A 13,225-nucleotide genomic window follows, 5' to 3' on the forward strand; every position below is an offset into this window, starting at 1 on the left:
TGACTTAATGTAATTATGTAATTGTATTGCGTCAAGGCGCAAAGTGTCCTATCTAGGCAAGCATGATGGACGAAGTGACCCGCAGACATTGCTGCCCCTTGCGCATTGGCGACCAGGTGCCCGCGTTCACCGCGCGCAGCACGCAAGGTCCGATCGCAATGAAGGATTTCGAAGGGCGCTGGCTGGTGTTCTTTTCGCACCCAGCGGACTTCACGCCGGTGTGCACCTCCGAATTCGTCGCCTTCGCACGCGCCTCCGAACGGTTCGCCGCGCTCGGCTGCGATCTCATGGCGCTCTCGGTCGACAGTCTTTATGCGCATTTTGCCTGGGTGCGTGCGATCCGCGATCACTACGGCGTCATCGTGGACTTCCCGATCATCGAGGACCCCACGCTGGTGATCGGCCGTGCCTACGGCATGGTGGCGGACGATGCACAGGACGCAGGCGCGGTGCGTGCGGTCTTCATCATCGATCCCGAACAGACCGTGCGCGCGATCGTGACCTACCCGGTCGAGATCGGGCGTTCGGTGGAGGAGGTGCTGCGCATCGTCGCCGCGCTGCAGGTTGCCGATGGCGGCAAGGGCATGCCGCCTGAAGGCTGGCGGCCCGGCGCGCCGCTTTTCGCCCACCCCGAGCCGACGCTCGAGAGCGTGCTGGACGCCGCGGACCCGGTCGGCTGGTTCCTCAAGGAGTGCGAATGATGCCAGATGAGGCCACAAGGGCGCCTGAACTCGCGGGCGAACCCCCGATCGAACTGATCAAGGCGATCGCGCATCCCTTGCGTTACGCGATCCTCGCCTGCGTCGCGCGCGGCGAACGCAACGTGGGCGAGATCGAGGCGGCGACCGGGATCGGCCAGCCCACGCTCTCGCAGCAGCTTTCGGTCTTGCGCGGGGCGGGCCTGGTCTCGGCGCGGCGCGAGGCCAAGCTGGTGTTCTACGCGGTCGAACCCGAGGCGCTCGAACAGGTCTGCACCGCCTTTCAGGTGATCTGTCCGGCCGAGTTCCTGGGCCGTATCCGCGACAAGCTGGCGGGAGGCGCGCCATTGCCCGCGCCTGTCACCTCTGCCTCCGAAGCACCCGGCGGCAGTGGTGCGGGCCTGCCGCTCGCCCAGCGGCGGCGTGGCGGCGCGGCGGTCTTCGCCCGGCTCGACTGAGCGGCGCAGGGGCTGGCCGGGAAGGCATGAAAAAAGGCGGCTCCCGAGGGGCCGCCTTTTTTCATGCCTGTCGTGGGCAAGCGCTGTGCGAGGGGTCAACCGCCCTTGGCGTCGCCCTCGGTCGCGGCGATGCCCGACTGCATGTAGGGAACCGGGTTGACCGCGACACCGTCGACGCGGACTTCGTAGTGGAGGTGCGGGCCGGTCGAGCGGCCGGTGGTGCCCACGAAGCCGATCAGGTCGCCCTTGTGGACCATCTGCCCTTCGGCGACGTTGAGCCGCGAGAGGTGGCCGTAACGGGTTTCCAGCTCGCCGCCGTGCTCGATCGAGATGAACAGGCCGTAGGAGCTGAACATCGAGGCGCGGCTGACGAGGCCGTCGGCGGGCGCGTAGACCGGAGTTCCGGTGGGGGCAGCGAGGTCGATGCCCTTGTGGCCCATGCGGCGACCCAGGATCGGGTGTTCGCGCATGCCGAAGTCGCTGGTGGCGATCGAGTGGTTGAGCGGGTTGCGCGAGGGGATCGAAACCGGGGGGATGGCGCCGACCTGGGCCTTGGGCTTGGCGGCGGCGAGGCCGGTTTCCTCGTAGTTCTGCCAGGAGCTGAACAGGCTGCGGAACTGTTCGTCCTCGCTGCCCGAAGCCGACTGCCCCGATGACTGCGCGGCGCGCAGCGGCGCGGCGATGTCGGCCGAGGCGGCGCTGGAGTTGGCCATCGCGGGATGCGCCGCGACAAGCGTACCCGCGAAAACGGCGGCACCGGCCACTGCGCGGATGTTGGCGAAGACTTTCGTTACGACCACTCGCAATACCTTGTTATCCGCCGGAATCGTTGCCGATTCGGCGCTTGAACCTTCCGATCGCAAGTCCGTTGCCGGCCCTGCCTCGTGCGCATTTTTGGAGATGGTCGGAACCCCCCGCCGTCTCACGTGTTACTGTTATGGACGCGAATGTTAATCAAACAAGCGCGGGGTAGAATTCCCGCGACAAACCGGCAGCCGAGCGCGCCGAGTCGTTGAACGGTGGCTTAACGGCCCCTTTGAAGTGGCGGGAAACCAGCATTTTCCACAGAATCGCAGGCTCGCTTTGGCGACGTTTCGCCTCGTCGATGAAATGCGTTGCGCCGAACCGGACGTGCCGGATTTCATCGTCAAGGATTCGTTGGAGGATAACGGCCCCGCGCTCGTCCCCTAAGGATTTAACCCTAGTTAGCATGCCGGGCGTGACGTCGAGCCCGCGCGCCTCGAGGACCATCGGCACCACCGCGAGGCGCGCAGCGACGTCGTGGCGCGTGGCATTCGCGGCATCCCACAGTCCGCCGTGCGCGGGCAGAGCGCCATAGTGGCTGCCCATCGTGCGCAAGTGCCGCTCGATCAGCGCGAAATGCATTGCCTCGTCGGCCGCGACCCACAGGAAATCGCCGATGAAGTGGTCGTCCATTTCGCCGCCGAAGCGCCCGGCCATGTCGAGCGCGAGGTCGATCGCGACGAATTCGATGTGCGCGATCGAGTGCCACAGCGCGATGCGCGCGCGCTCCGAGCCTGCCTTGCGCCGCTTGGGCATCTGGCTGGGCGGCAGCAATTCGGGGTGCACGGGGCGGCCGGGCACATCGGGCATGGCGCAGTCGAAGCGCGGCGCAAGGCGCCCGAGGCGCCAGTCGCGCGCGACCTTGCGCGTCGCCATGGCCTTGGCGAAGGGGTCGCTCTCCTCGAGCGCGGCGCGGATCGCGCGCGCGAGCGAGGGGCGGGAATCCTGGGTCATGTCGGTTTGGCCGGGTTCAGAGCGCCCTGGCGGCTTCGAGCACGGCCTCGGCGTGGCCCTTGACCTTCACCTTGTCCCAGACCTGGGCGATCGTGCCGTCGGGGCCGATGAGGTAGGTCGTGCGCACCATGCCCATGTACGTGCGGCCGTAGTTCTGCTTCTCGGTCCAGATGCCGAGCGCGTCGGACAGGCCGTTCTCCTCGGCATCGGTCGCCAGCGGGGCCTTGAGGTCGTGCTTGGCGATGAAGTTCTGGTGCTTCTTGGCCGAATCCTTGCTGACGCCCAGCAGCGCGGTGCCGGCGGCCTCGAACTGGGGCATGAGCGCGGAGAAATCGATGTTCTCGGTGGTGCAGCCAGGCGTCGAGTCCTTGGGGTAGAAGAACACGACGAGCTTGCGGCCCGCGAAGTCGGACACCTTGACGCTGCCCCCTTCGGGCGTATCGAGCGCGATGTCGGGGAACGGGGTGCCGGGGCCGGGACGGTCGGTCATCTGTGTTACATCTCCAGTGTTTCGCCGAAGGCTTCGCGCCAGGCGCGTGCGACGGCGGTGCGCGCCGCGCCCAGCGCGGCTTCGAGTTCGTCCCAGTCCCCATAGCCACAAGCGCGCACGAGGGCCAGACGCGGCGCGGGGCCGGGCACGTCGCCGTCGGGGGCGAGCAGGCGCGCGGCGACGAGGAAGCGGGTGAGCGTATCGTGCGCGCCGGCGAGATCGGCGGGCAGGTGGCCGGTGCGAACCAGCGCGCCGATCGCCGCGGCGAGGTCGGGCTCGAGCCCCTCGCCGCTTGCGAGCTGGGCGTGGTGGACGAGGAATTCGAGGTCGACCAGTCCGCCGCGCGCGAGCTTGACGTCGAGCGGGCCCTTGGCTGGCTTGTGCTCGGCCATGCGGGTGCGCATCTCGCGCACGTCACTACGCAGCGTCTCGGGTTCGCGCTTGCGGGTGAGCACGCGGGCGATCTCCGCCTCGACCAGCTCGCGCGCGGGCCTGGAGCCGTAGAGCACGCGCGCGCGGCACAGCGCCATGTGCTCCCAGGTCCAGGCGTCCTCGCCCTGGTAGCGGCGGAAGCTCTCGATCGAGGCGGCGGGCGGGCCTTGTTCGCCCGAGGGGCGCAGGCGCGTGTCGACTTCGTAGAGCGCCCCCTCGGCGGTCGGCACCGAGAGCGCGGCGCTCGTGCGTTGCGACAGCCGATTGTAGTAGAGCGTCGCGCCGAGCGGGCGGGCGCCGTCGGACTCGGCGTGGAAGTCGCCGGTAAAGAGATAGATGAGGTCGAGGTCGGAGGCGTTCGTGAGCACGCCCCCGCCGAAGCGGCCGAGGCCGACCACCACCATCTCGCTGCCGGGGATCGTGCCGTGGCGCTGCGCGAATTCGGCGCTCGCCGCGCGGGTCAGCACGATCAGCGCGGCTTCGGCGATGCGCGCGAGGCCCTGGCCGATGGCAATCGGGTCGTTGGCCCCCTTGATCAGCTGCACGCCGAGGCGGAAGCGCGCCTCGCTCACCTTGCGGCGCACCGCGTCGAGCACGCGTTCGTAGTCGCTGCCCGGCTCGAAGCGCGAGAAGGCGGCGACGAGGGTGTCGACCTCGCCCGGCAGGTCGAAGGCGCTGGCGTCGATCAGCGGGTCGAGCAGGTCCGCCCGGCGCGCCAGCGCGTCGGCGAGCGGGGGCGCGAGGCTGAGGATGTCGACCAGCAGCGCGAGCAGCGCGGGGCGCGCCTCGAGCAGGCGGAACAGGTTGATGGCGCTGGGCAGGTTGTCGAGCATGCGCTCCCAGCGCGCGAGGGTGCGTTCGGGGTCCGAAGCCTTGGCGAAGGCGACGAGGAGGTCGGGGCGTACCGCCTCGAAGGCGGCGCGCGCGGCGTCCGAGCGCAGCGCGCGCACGCGGCCCGAAAGCCAGCCCTCGATCCGCTCGGCGAGCGCGGCGGGATCGGCAAAGCCCAGGTCCTCCAGCTCGTCGCGCAAGGTTTCCTGCGCGGGCATGGCCACCGCCTTGTCGGGGACGAGCGGGGTATTGGCCATGACCAGCGCGTCGTAGCGCGCGCCGACCGCCTCGGTGATCGCGGCCACTTCGGCGATGAGAGCCCCGCCATCGGGAAGCCCGTCGAGCCGGGCGACTTCGTCGAGCGCTTGCGCGTCGGTGGGCAGCGAATGGGTCTGATGGTCGCGCAGCATCTGCAGGCGGTGCTCGATCGTGCGCAGCCGGTCGTAGCTTTCGCCGAGCAGCTGCGCCTCTTCGGCGGGCATCAGGCCGGCATGGGCGAGGGCATCGAGCGTCTCGCGCGTGCCGCGCAGGCGCAGCGCCGGGTTGCGCCCGCCGTGGATGAGCTGGTGGGTCTGGGCTGCGAATTCGATCTCGCGGATGCCGCCGCGTCCCTTCTTGAGATCGAAGCCGGGGCCGACTTCGCTCGCCCCGCGCGCGCTGGCGCGGATCTGGCGGGTGAGCCGGCCGATCTCGGCGATCGCCCCGAAGTCGAGGCTCTTGCGCCACACGAAGGGGCGGATTGCGGCGAGGAACTGCTCGCCCGCCGCGATCTCGCCCGCGCAGGCGCGGGCGCGGATGAAGGCGGCGCGCTCCCAGGCGAGCGCCGAGCTTTCGTAATGGGTGAGCGCGGCGTCGATCGAGATCGCGAGAGGGCTGACCTCGGAAGCCGGGCGCAGGCGCAAGTCGACGCGAAAGACATAGCCCTCGGCATCGACCTTGGAGAGCGTTTCGACGACGTGGCGCGCCACGCGCTGCGCGGCCTCGCCCGGATCATCGCGTGTCCGCCGGGGCAGGCGTTCGGGGTCGAACAGCAGGATCGGGTCGATGTCCGAGCTGTAGTTCAACTCGCCCGCGCCGTGCTTGCCGAGTGCGAGCGCGAGGAAACCGGCAGGCTCGGCCTCGGGCGCGCGGCGGCGGATGCCGTCGGCGATGGCGGCGTCGAGCGCGCGGTCGGCGAAGGCGGAGAGCTCTCCGGTGACCCGGAGCAGGGGAAAGGCACCGGCCAGATCGCCGATGGCGAGAGTGAGCGCGAGCGCCTGGCGTTCACGGCGCAGCGCCGAGCCGACGCTCGGGGCGCCTTCGCCCGCCTGGCGCGCCAGCGCGAGTGCGGCCTCGCCTTCCCCGTCCGACAGCAGGGCGGCAAGGTCGGCCCGGCGCGTGAGCAGATTGGCGAGAAACGGGGCGTGGGCGCGGGCGCGGGCAAGCGCGCCGCGCCAGTCCCCTGCGGTGGTCCTGGTCATGCCCCTGTCCTGCCGCCTTGCGCGGGCCCGGGCAAGCGCCTTGTCGACGGGGTGCCAATCGGTCGTGCGCTGGTCGTGCGCCGGTCGTCGGCAGGGTTGTTCCGGAGGGCCGGCTCTGGCACCTGTGCGCCATTGGCGCTCGCAACCGCGTCGTCCCTTCCGAACATGGGGTCCTTCGTCTTGAAAAGCCGTCTCCTTCTCCTCGCCGCGCTCGCCCTGTCGACGAGCGTGCACGCCCACGCCGACACGAAGCTCCCCAAGGGCACCGCGCTGCCACCGCCCGAGATGCGCGACGAGGCGAAGCCGGCGATCTCGGTCCCGCTGATGAAAGAGGTGACCCGAACGCTCGCCTCCGACGCCTTCGAGGGCCGCGCGCCGAGCACCTCGGTCGAGCCCAAAGTGCTCGACTACATCGTTGCGCAGTTCAAGGCGGCCGGGCTCCAGCCGGGCAACAAGGGCCAGTGGCTCCAGCCGGTGCCCACGGTCGAGATCACCGCCGCGAACGAGACGCCGCTGACCATCGCGGGCAAGGGCGCGGCGCAGACATTCGCCTTCGGTAGCGACTACGTGGCGGCGAGCTACCGCGTGACGCCGCAAACGCGGATCAAGGACAGCGAGCTGGTCTTCGTGGGCTACGGTATCAACGCGCCCGAACTGGGCTGGAACGACTATGCAGGCGTCGACATGAAGGGCAAGACGGCGGTCATTCTCGTCAACGACCCCGACTACGCCGCCGAGACCGAGGAAGGCCCCTTCAAGGGCCGGCGCATGACGTATTACGGGCGCTGGACCTACAAGTTCGAGGAAGCCGCGCGCCAGGGCGCCACGGCCGCGCTGATCGTCCACGACACTTTCCCCGCCGCCTATGGCTGGAACGTCGTCAACTCGAGCTGGACCGGCGCGCAGTACTACGTGCAGACCCCCGATGACGGCGCGAGCCAGACCGCGGCCAACGGCTGGGTTCAGAAGCCGGTCGCCGAAGCGATCCTGAAGGCGGCCGGGCAGGATCTCGCCGCCCTGAGCGTGGCGGCGAAGCGCAAGGGCTTCAAGGCGGTCCCGCTCGGCCTTACCGCGAGCTTCGGCTTCGACAACCAGGTGCGCAAGTCGGTCTCGAACAACGTCGTCGGCATCCTGCCGGGCAAGGTCCACCCCGACCAGTACGTGCTCTATTCCGGGCACTGGGATCACCTGGGCCATTGCACGCCCGATGCGAGCGGCGATGGCATCTGCAACGGCGCGGTCGACAACGCGACGGGTATCGCTGCGCTGACCGCGCTCGCCAAGGCCAATTCGGAGGCTGGCCCCGCCGCGCGCAGCCAGGTGTTCCTGGCGGTCACGCTCGAGGAATCGGGCCTGCTGGGTTCGGAATATTATGCCGCCAACCCGGTCTACCCGCTCGACCACACCGTGGGCGGGGTGAACATGGACGCGCTGCTGCCCGCGCCGCGTTCGCGCAGCTACGCGATGGTGGGCGGCGACAAGTCGGACCTCACCTCGCTGTTCCGCGACGCGCTTGCCGACGAAGGCCTTCGCGAAGTGCCCGAGGACCATTCCGAGCGCGGCGGCTACTACCGTTCGGACCACTTCTCCTTCGCCAAGCGGGGCGTGCCGATGTTCAACATCGAGCGCAGCACCGATCTGTTCGAGGGCGGCACGGCGGCGGGCGATGCGCTTTCGGAAGAGTACACCGCCAAGCACTACCATGCCCCGTCCGACGAATATTCGGACAGCTGGAACTGGGACGGCATTGTCGAGGACGTGTCGCTCTTCTATCGGCTCGGCCGCGATCTGGCCGATTCGGACTTCTGGCCGAACTGGCACAAGGACGATGAATTCCGGGCGGTGCGCGACAAGGCCTGCGCCGCATCCCAAGGAGGCTGTTGAGTTGCATTTCGCCCTTCCCCCCGAATGGCACCCGCAGGACTGGATCTGGATCGGCTTTCCGCACGATCCGGTCGAGTGGCCGGGCTTCCTCGAGGCCGCGCAAGTCCAGATGGCGCAGTTCGCCAGCGTCGTCGCCGAAAGCGGGCAGGAGGTGCGCCTGATTGTGCGCGACGAGGCCAACCGTGCCCGCGCGGCCTCGCTCGTCTCGGACAAGGTGACCCTCGAGGTGCGCCGCTACGGCGACGTCTGGCTGCGCGACACGGGGCCGCTCGTCACCATGGACGATGAGGGCGCGCGCCGTGCGATGCGCTTCGGCTTCAACGGCTGGGGTGGCAAGTACCTGATGGAGGGCGACCAGGAGATCGGCGCCGAGCTCGCGCGCGATGCGGGCCTGTCGGTCGAAGTGGCCGACTGGGTCCTGGAGGGCGGCGCGCTCGACGGCGATGGCACCGGCCTCGTCGCCACCACCGAGCAGTGCCTCCTGAACCCCAACCGCAACCCGCACCTCGCGCGTTCCGATCTCGAGATGCGCCTGCGGCGTGACCTCGGTTATGACCGGGTGCTGTGGCTGGGCGATGGCCTGATCAACGACCACACCGACGGCCACGTCGACAACCTCGCGCGCTTCGTGGCGCCCAATGTCCTCGCCCTGCCGCGCGCGACGGGCAAGGACGATCCCAACGCGGCGATCTATGCCGATGCCAAGGCGCGCGCCGAGGCGATGGGGGTGACGGTGGCCGAAGTGCCCTCGCCGGGACGCGTGGAGAGCGAGGGGCGGATCGAGCCTGCGAGCTACATGAACTTCGCGATCACCTCGAACCTGGTGGTGGTGCCGATCTACGGCACCGCGCACGACGAGGACGGCATCTGCGCGATCGCCGAACTGTTTCCCGATCGCGACACCGTGGGCGTCATGGCCGACGCGGTGCTGGCGGGCGGCGGTTCGTTCCACTGTTCGAGCCAGCAGATGCCCTCGCTGCCTTCGGCGGGCTGATCGGGCCGGGCGCGGTTAACATTTTGGCAAGGGCTCGGGCGCATATCTCCGGGCATGGCCCGCGCCCTTGCTCCCATCCTCAAACTCGTCTCGGTGACCGACCCCGTACACCTTCGCGTGCGCGCCGTCACGGGCCCCGCGCTTGCCCCCGGACTCGACGCGCTGCGCTCGCTCAGCGTGGTCGCCTGCGCACTCGTCCTCGCGCTCGCCGGGATGCGCTTGGGGTTTTAAACGGGCGGTGCCCTCGTGCACACAAGTTCCCTCTTTCCGATAGCTTGAGACCCGGCCGACGCGCACATGCCTGCGGTTCGTCGCGCGCGATGCACCGCGGATCGGCAATATTGCGGTGCAGCAAAACTTCGTTGCAAAGCGATCATGCAGCGCTAACCAAGCCTCCCCAAACTGGGTGTTGTACCACCGTCCATGGCCTGTCTGAGGCCCCTTGAGGAGTGTGACCATGCGCCAGTTCAGCGAAGCCGAAAGCGCCACCGTGCGCGAGAATCTGCTTGGCAATCTCCTGCTGTTCCTGTTCGGATGCGGCGTGCTTGCCTTCTTCGTCACGGTCGACCGGGTCGACTGGCTCAAGATTCGTCCCGCCAGCGCGAGTTCGGCCGCGATGGCGCAGGCCGCAAGCGCGTCCGCAGCGGCCGACCCCCGCCTGGTGCCCAAGGAGCGACCCGAAGCCCGATGATCGTCACGTCCGCCCCCCGTCCCGCCCGCATCGTCCGCGAGGTCTGGAAACCGCTTGCGGTGCTCTTCGTGTGGGACGTCATCGTCACCATCACGTATTACGTGCTGCCTTTCGACGCGCCCGAGCTGCCGGTCACGCTGTTCGGTTCGGCGCTCGCGCTGTTCCTGGGTTTCCGCAGCAATTCGGCCTACAACCGCTGGTGGGAGGGGCGCCAGTTGTGGGGGCTGATGATCAACGCCAGCCGCAACATCGCGCGCGCCGCGCGCAACTTCCTGCCCGACCCCGAAGGTACGGATTACAAGCGCCGGATCGTCCTGCGCCAGATTGCCTACGTCAACGCGCTGCGCTGCCAGTTGCGCCGCCAGAAGCCCGACGAGGAAGTGATCCGCCTGCTTCCGCGCCACGAGGCCGACCTTGCGCTCCAGCGCACCAACGTTGCCAACGGCATTCTCGACGGTACCGGCCGGCGTATCGACGAAGCGCGCCGCAAGGGCTGGATCGACACCATCCAGCAGGCGCAGATGGAGGCCGTGCTGGTCGACATCGCCAACGCGCAAGGCGGCATGGAGCGGCTCAAGAACACCCCGCTGCCGCACCAGTACCGCTGGCTGCCGACCGTTTTCACCCACATGTTCTGCCTGCTGCTGCCGATCGGCCTTGTCGAGACGCTCCAGTTCGCGACCCCGCTCGGCTCGACCATTGCGGGGGTCATGTTCCTGGCCGTGCTCACCATCGGCGACGAATTGGTCGACCCGTTTGCCAACACCGTCCACGACCTGCCGCTCAACCAGATGTGCCGCACGATCGAGATCGACCTCCTGCAGTGCATCGGCGAGGACGCGCCCGAGCCGATGAAGCCCGACAAGGACGGCGTGCTCTGGTAAGCCTCGCGGCTTGACGCGCGCGCGGCCCGCTCTAAGGCGAAGGCCATGGCAAGAGCAGATCGTCTCGAACGCATGGACCGGCGCCGCGAGGAGGCCGAGGGTGAGTACCGTGAGGCGCTCATCGCCGCGCTCAAGGTGACCGCCGCGGGGCAATGGGGCCTCTTCGGTCACACCCGCGACAAGACCCATCTCGCCAGGGCCAAGCCGCTGCTGGCCGGGCTCGACGAGCTGGCCGAGGAGATCGACGACTTGCGCGACAAGCTCGACCTGACGCCGTTCGAACTCCACGCCGAGTTCCTTGCCGCGCGCGGCCCGACCCATTCGCATGCGGTGGGAGAACCCAAGCAGGCGCAGGCCTGGCTCGACCGGCTGGCCGGATAGCCCTTTCACGCCGGCTCGGGGGGGACTGTCGGCAGGCGGATAGGGGCGCGGCACAGGCGTGATCTTCGCGCGGCCGGGACCAAGGATCGCACGATGACACGCGAACGCATTCTCGTGGCCGGAGCCACAGGCCGGGTGGGATCGGATCTCGTCGCGCGGCTCTGCGCGCGCGGCCTTGGGGTGCGCGCGCTCGTGCGCGGGGACGCCGGCGCGCTTGATCCGCGCGCCGAACGCGTGGTCGGCGACTTGCGCTGCCAAGTGGACATCCAGCGGGCCGTAGAGGGCTGCACGCACGTGGCCTTCGTCGCCGGAGTCAATGCCATCGACGGACGCGGAACCTCGCGCGAGGTCGAATGCGAGGCGGTCGCCGCGATGGCGAAGGCGTGCCGTCAGCCCGATTTTGCGCGCTTCGTGCTGCTCTCTTCGGCGGGGGTGACCCAGCGCGAGCATCCGCACAACTGCACCTTCGGCAGCGTCCTGGCGTGGAAGCGGCTCGGCGAGGAGACCCTGCGCGCCTCGGGTGTGCCTTACGTCATCGTGCGCGCACTGGGCTTGCGCGATCGACCCGCGGGCGAGGCGGGCGTGCGGCTGGTACAGGGCGACCGGATCGCCTTTGGCGAGGACATCGCGCGCGGCGATGTCGCGGCTTTCCTCGCCGATGTACTGGTCCCCCGCTCGGCCGATGGCTTTCCCTGCTCGGTGACGCGCGGCAGCGTGGCGAACACGAGCTTCGAAATATTCAACGACGCAAGCCTCGCCGGCGGCACCTGGGAGTACGCCCCTTGCGTCCTCGCGCCCGATCCGCAAGGCCAGCCATGAGCGCGCTGGCCCCTTTGCGCGTGGTGCTGTTGCGCGAAGCCGACATGTGGCTGGCGCAAGGGCTCGAGCACGACGTGGGCGCGCAGGGCGAGCACCTCAAGGACGTGCTGGCACGCCTTGCGCTGGCGCTGGAAGCGCAGGATTGGCGTGCGCTTGGTCCCGCGCCAGCCTATTTTCACGTCCTGTGGGCGTGCCGCGCGGGCGACTACCAGCCACTCGAGCCTCTGACCTTGCCGTCGGGCGATGGCATCGCGCTGGGGATCGTGGCGTGAGCGCGCGCGCGTTCCCGCGCCTTCGCGACTATGTCGCGGTCGCCGCCGCGCAAGGTATCGTCGTTTCGACCTGCGAACAGGACCGTGCGGGCGAGCGCTTCCTCGTCGTCATGCTGCGCGCGCCGTCCGGCGCGCACGTCGTACAGGTCGCGCGCGAACTCGGCGAGGAGCTGGCCTCGACCAGCGTTGCGCGGCTCGATCGCGGGCTCGGCATCAAGACCGGGCTGTTCCGCTAATCAGCCCAGCTCGAATGTGGTGATGCCCCAGATGCGCTTCTCGGCAAGCTTGGGCGGAGGGCCGAGGTACATGCGCGCGCAGCCGAAGACTTCGCGCAATCCATGGCGCTTGACCAGCGCCATCGCGCCCAGGTGCGTCTCGGGAACGTCGAGCGTGACCACTTCGTCGCGGCCCCGGGCGGCGAGTGCGGCGAACAGCGTTTCGGCCACCGCTTCGTCGTCGGCGAAGAGCGGGCCGATCTTGAAGCCCTTGCGGCACCTGCGGATCACGCCGTAGCCCGCCAGTTCGCCCGCGCGCAGGCAGCCGAACGCGCTGGCGCCGTCCTGCGCGATCCAGTCGGCAAGGAAGCGCGGACGCGGGGCCGCGAAGCAGGTGCGATCGTAGGCGAGAACCGCCTCGAGGGGCAGCTCGGAAAGGGGGACGAGCGCGATCCCGTCGGCGGCTGGGGCCCGGTCGGGCCAGTCGCCCGGGACCAGGAACTCGTAGCGCAAGTTGCGGTGCGAGAAAACGAAGCCGCCCTTGGCGTAGTAGTCCTGCATGGTGAAGACGCCGTCCATGCCGATCGCGCTGCCGGGCTTCAGGCGCGCGAGCAGGCGCTCGCGCCGGTTCTGCCACAGGATGTCGCCCAGGCCCTGTCCACGCCAGTCGGGGCGCACGATGAAGAACCCCATGAAGCCGAAGTGCCCGCCGTAGGAGGCGATCGTGCCACCGCCGATCAGTTCGCCGTCGATCTCGGCGGCGATGAAGGCGTCGGGCTCGGCTTCCCAGAACAGCGCGGCGTCCGACAGGCCCGGGTTCCAGCCTTCGTTGGCGGCCCAGTCGACGAGGCGGTTGGCCTCCTGGCGGGTCATGGCCCGGATGGTGAGGTCTGGCAACATCATGGCGGGCAACCTAGTACCCTTGCCATGATTTGCCAGTGAACTTGCATTCGGCCCC

At 69.0% G+C, this 13,225-nt stretch carries 16 protein-coding genes; 11 read left to right on the top strand and 5 right to left on the bottom strand.

The window, feature by feature from the left end; all coding sequences use genetic code 11:
- Positions 1-65 precede the first annotated feature (65 nt).
- Both HT136_RS16645 and HT136_RS16650 read left to right on the top strand, forming a co-directional pair.
- Complete coding sequence (locus HT136_RS16645) at positions 66-701, top strand: peroxiredoxin (protein ID WP_214201052.1); 636 nt, start codon at positions 66-68, stop codon at positions 699-701.
- On the top strand, positions 698-1,156 hold the full coding sequence (locus HT136_RS16650; protein WP_246543803.1) for an ArsR/SmtB family transcription factor: 459 nt from the start codon (positions 698-700) through the stop codon (positions 1,154-1,156). Before HT136_RS16645 ends, HT136_RS16650 begins: the two co-directional genes overlap by 4 nt.
- A 95-nt stretch (positions 1,157-1,251) precedes the next feature.
- On the opposite strand, the gene HT136_RS16655 is transcribed toward HT136_RS16650, so the two are convergent.
- From HT136_RS16655 to HT136_RS16670, 4 genes are all read right to left on the bottom strand, one after another.
- The gene (locus HT136_RS16655; RefSeq protein WP_343222221.1) at positions 1,252-1,956 is read right to left on the bottom strand and encodes a M23 family metallopeptidase; all 705 of its coding nucleotides are present in this window, start codon (positions 1,954-1,956) and stop codon (positions 1,252-1,254) included.
- 154 nt (positions 1,957-2,110) lie between these two features.
- Entirely contained in the window at positions 2,111-2,914 is an 804-nt protein-coding gene (locus HT136_RS16660) for a ferritin-like domain-containing protein (protein WP_214200943.1), read from the bottom strand.
- A gap of 16 nt (positions 2,915-2,930) precedes the next feature.
- Positions 2,931-3,404, bottom strand: a complete 474-nt coding sequence (locus tag HT136_RS16665; protein ID WP_214200944.1) for a peroxiredoxin — start codon at positions 3,402-3,404, stop codon at positions 2,931-2,933.
- Positions 3,405-3,409: 5 nt separating this feature from the next.
- A complete protein-coding gene (locus HT136_RS16670; RefSeq protein ID WP_214200945.1) occupies positions 3,410-6,127 on the bottom strand; it encodes a bifunctional [glutamine synthetase] adenylyltransferase/[glutamine synthetase]-adenylyl-L-tyrosine phosphorylase in 2,718 nt (905 codons plus the stop codon).
- A gap of 180 nt (positions 6,128-6,307) precedes the next feature.
- Here HT136_RS16670 and HT136_RS16675 point away from each other — a divergent pair, with 180 nt between their 5' ends.
- From HT136_RS16675 to HT136_RS16715, 9 genes are all read left to right on the top strand, one after another.
- Positions 6,308-8,011, top strand: a complete 1,704-nt coding sequence (locus HT136_RS16675) for a M28 family metallopeptidase (protein WP_246543805.1) — start codon at positions 6,308-6,310, stop codon at positions 8,009-8,011.
- A gap of 1 nt (position 8,012) precedes the next feature.
- Positions 8,013-9,005 carry an agmatine deiminase family protein gene (locus HT136_RS16680; protein ID WP_246543806.1) on the top strand — a complete coding sequence of 331 codons (993 nt, stop codon included), beginning with the start codon at positions 8,013-8,015 and terminating at the stop codon, positions 9,003-9,005.
- 54 nt (positions 9,006-9,059) lie between these two features.
- Positions 9,060-9,236 (top strand): hypothetical protein, encoded by a 177-nt coding sequence (locus tag HT136_RS16685; RefSeq protein WP_214200948.1) that lies wholly within the window; start codon positions 9,060-9,062, stop codon positions 9,234-9,236.
- A 226-nt stretch (positions 9,237-9,462) separates the two neighbouring features.
- On the top strand, positions 9,463-9,696 hold the full coding sequence (locus HT136_RS16690; protein WP_214200949.1) for a hypothetical protein: 234 nt from the start codon (positions 9,463-9,465) through the stop codon (positions 9,694-9,696).
- Positions 9,693-10,580, top strand: coding sequence for a bestrophin family protein (locus HT136_RS16695; RefSeq protein WP_214200950.1), 888 nt, complete (start codon positions 9,693-9,695; stop codon positions 10,578-10,580). Before HT136_RS16690 ends, HT136_RS16695 begins: the two co-directional genes overlap by 4 nt.
- Before the next feature lie 45 nt (positions 10,581-10,625).
- Positions 10,626-10,961 (top strand): hypothetical protein, encoded by a 336-nt coding sequence (locus tag HT136_RS16700; protein ID WP_214200951.1) that lies wholly within the window; start codon positions 10,626-10,628, stop codon positions 10,959-10,961.
- 93 nt (positions 10,962-11,054) lie between these two features.
- The gene (locus HT136_RS16705; RefSeq protein WP_214200952.1) at positions 11,055-11,780 is read left to right on the top strand and encodes an NAD(P)H-binding protein; all 726 of its coding nucleotides are present in this window, start codon (positions 11,055-11,057) and stop codon (positions 11,778-11,780) included.
- On the top strand, positions 11,777-12,052 hold the full coding sequence (locus HT136_RS16710; protein WP_214200953.1) for a hypothetical protein: 276 nt from the start codon (positions 11,777-11,779) through the stop codon (positions 12,050-12,052). Before HT136_RS16705 ends, HT136_RS16710 begins: the two co-directional genes overlap by 4 nt.
- Positions 12,049-12,288, top strand: coding sequence for a hypothetical protein (locus HT136_RS16715; protein ID WP_214200954.1), 240 nt, complete (start codon positions 12,049-12,051; stop codon positions 12,286-12,288). Before HT136_RS16710 ends, HT136_RS16715 begins: the two co-directional genes overlap by 4 nt.
- Here the strand turns inward: HT136_RS16715 and HT136_RS16720 are convergent, their stop codons facing one another.
- Entirely contained in the window at positions 12,289-13,170 is an 882-nt protein-coding gene (locus HT136_RS16720) for a GNAT family N-acetyltransferase (protein ID WP_214200955.1), read from the bottom strand.
- Positions 13,171-13,225: the final 55 nt, after the last annotated feature.

This window comes from Novosphingobium profundi (assembly GCF_018491765.1).
In the GTDB taxonomy this organism is placed as follows: domain Bacteria; phylum Pseudomonadota; class Alphaproteobacteria; order Sphingomonadales; family Sphingomonadaceae; genus Novosphingobium; species Novosphingobium profundi.

What these genes read in the sequence shown, in the direction of transcription:
- HT136_RS16645 (WP_214201052.1), top strand. Translation starts at nt 66, where the DNA reads ATGGACGAAGTGACCCGCAGACATTGCTGCCCCTTGCGCATTGGCGAC.
- HT136_RS16650 (WP_246543803.1), top strand. Translation starts at nt 698, where the DNA reads ATGATGCCAGATGAGGCCACAAGGGCGCCTGAACTCGCGGGCGAACCC.
- HT136_RS16660 (WP_214200943.1), bottom strand. Translation starts at nt 2,914, where the DNA reads ATGACCCAGGATTCCCGCCCCTCGCTCGCGCGCGCGATCCGCGCCGCG.
- HT136_RS16665 (WP_214200944.1), bottom strand. Translation starts at nt 3,404, where the DNA reads ATGACCGACCGTCCCGGCCCCGGCACCCCGTTCCCCGACATCGCGCTC.
- HT136_RS16670 (WP_214200945.1), bottom strand. Translation starts at nt 6,127, where the DNA reads ATGACCAGGACCACCGCAGGGGACTGGCGCGGCGCGCTTGCCCGCGCC.
- HT136_RS16685 (WP_214200948.1), top strand. Translation starts at nt 9,060, where the DNA reads ATGGCCCGCGCCCTTGCTCCCATCCTCAAACTCGTCTCGGTGACCGAC.
- HT136_RS16690 (WP_214200949.1), top strand. Translation starts at nt 9,463, where the DNA reads ATGCGCCAGTTCAGCGAAGCCGAAAGCGCCACCGTGCGCGAGAATCTG.
- HT136_RS16695 (WP_214200950.1), top strand. Translation starts at nt 9,693, where the DNA reads ATGATCGTCACGTCCGCCCCCCGTCCCGCCCGCATCGTCCGCGAGGTC.
- HT136_RS16700 (WP_214200951.1), top strand. Translation starts at nt 10,626, where the DNA reads ATGGCAAGAGCAGATCGTCTCGAACGCATGGACCGGCGCCGCGAGGAG.
- HT136_RS16705 (WP_214200952.1), top strand. Translation starts at nt 11,055, where the DNA reads ATGACACGCGAACGCATTCTCGTGGCCGGAGCCACAGGCCGGGTGGGA.
- HT136_RS16710 (WP_214200953.1), top strand. Translation starts at nt 11,777, where the DNA reads ATGAGCGCGCTGGCCCCTTTGCGCGTGGTGCTGTTGCGCGAAGCCGAC.
- HT136_RS16720 (WP_214200955.1), bottom strand. Translation starts at nt 13,170, where the DNA reads ATGATGTTGCCAGACCTCACCATCCGGGCCATGACCCGCCAGGAGGCC.